The organism is Moorena sp. SIO3I6 (genome assembly GCF_010672095.1).
Genome location: NZ_JAAHHU010001338.1, coordinates 1 through 1,408, shown reverse-complemented (window position 1 = coordinate 1,408; position 1,408 = coordinate 1). Strand labels below are relative to the sequence as shown.

Here is a 1,408-nt window from a genome sequence, read left to right as displayed (position 1 = left end):
TGGCCAAGCTAGGGAAAGACTATGCCGATGCTAATCTCGGTATGGTGGCGATTAGCGCTAATGATGCGGATAATTACCCAGATGATGCTCCCGATAAACTTAAGGAAATGGCTCAGGAGCTGGGATTTACTTTTCCCTTCTGTCATGATCAAACTCAGGAAACTGCTCAGGCTTATACAGCTGCTTGTACCCCAGATTTTTTTCTATTCGATGCTAACCAAGAGCTAGTTTACAGAGGTCAATTGGATGATAGTCGTCCTAGTAATGGGATACCAGTTACCGGTAAGGATTTACGAGCAGCTATTGATGCGGTGCTAGGGTCGCAACCGGTGAATTCTGAGCAAAAGCCTAGTATTGGTTGCAATATTAAGTGGAAGCCGGGGAATGAACCGGCTTATTTTGGTGTTTGATATGTTGTTGAAGGTTGTTCGCGTAGCGTGGCCTTTTGGCCAAGGTTGTTCGCGTAGCGTGGCCTTTTGGCCAAGGTTGTTTGGTTGTTCGCGTAGCGTGGCCTTTTGGCCAAGGTTGTTCGCGTAGCGTGGCCTTTTGGCCAAGGTTGTTTGGTTGTTCGCGTAGCGTGGCCTTTTGGCCAAGGTTGTTTGGTTGTTCGCGTAGCGTGGCCTTTTGGCCAAGGTTGTTCGCGTAGCGTGGCCTTTTGGCCAAGGTTGTTTGGTTGAAGGTTACAGGTTTAAGGTTTAAGCTAAATTTGTGAGTCAGCTCAATTCCTTTTGATTACTAATATCCTAATGGGTAATATAGCAATCCGTGTAGGAATTGTGATAATTAATTTTTGATGCCATATTCTCTAGTCCTTCCAGAGCCGCTGTTCCCTACTCCCTACTCCCTGTTCCCTTTGCTAATTGCTGTGATTTCTGCAGCCACTTTTCTTTAGTTAGTATCCAACGATTTACTGTTTGATTAAAGTTGATCAAGCCTGGTGTAGTTTCATAGGTTTTAACAAGCTCAAACCCAGCTTTAGGTAAGGTTTTATTGGGAGCTGGATTGAGAGCATAAGGCTCACAAAACAGGTTTTGCAAATGGAATTTAGTGAAATAGCAATAAATTGATTCGTTAATAAAATATGTGCCATTCCCGCTTCTTCGTTTCTCTGGTTGCCAAAGGTGCAAATGCATGAATGCTTCTTGAGCATAGATAATTTTGTTGAGATTAGAATGCCCAACAGGAGTATCGTCTATTTCCCAGATGAGGTAGTATAATCTGCTGTGTTCTACTGGCCGTTCAAAATCTTCAAGCAGTATTTGACGCCACTTGTCCGAATTTGGAAGTTTACTTGGCTCTACCCCCATTCCCCTGAGAAATTCATGGTCAGCATTTAGGAAATAGTTGATCATTAAGTCTATATCACTGGCTTCAAATTCTCTAATACTTCGTTTCAAATGTCTCTCCT

Annotated in this window: 3 protein-coding genes; 1 reads left to right on the top strand and 2 read right to left on the bottom strand. The window is 43.3% G+C overall.

All coding sequences use genetic code 11. The features are described from left to right. The coding region (locus F6K49_RS49145; protein WP_293110019.1) for a thioredoxin family protein at positions 1-410 on the top strand (410 nt) is incomplete at its 5' end. Here F6K49_RS49145 and F6K49_RS49140 read toward each other — a convergent pair. Together F6K49_RS49140 and F6K49_RS49135 are read right to left on the bottom strand one after the other, a co-directional pair. After that, a complete protein-coding gene (locus F6K49_RS49140) occupies positions 367-663 on the bottom strand; it encodes a hypothetical protein (RefSeq protein WP_293110017.1) in 297 nt (98 codons plus the stop codon). The genes F6K49_RS49145 and F6K49_RS49140 overlap by 44 nt on opposite strands. A 167-nt stretch (positions 664-830) precedes the next feature. Then, positions 831-1,408, bottom strand: a 578-nt coding sequence (locus F6K49_RS49135) for a GNAT family protein (protein WP_293110015.1), incomplete at its 5' end; no start/stop codon positions are given.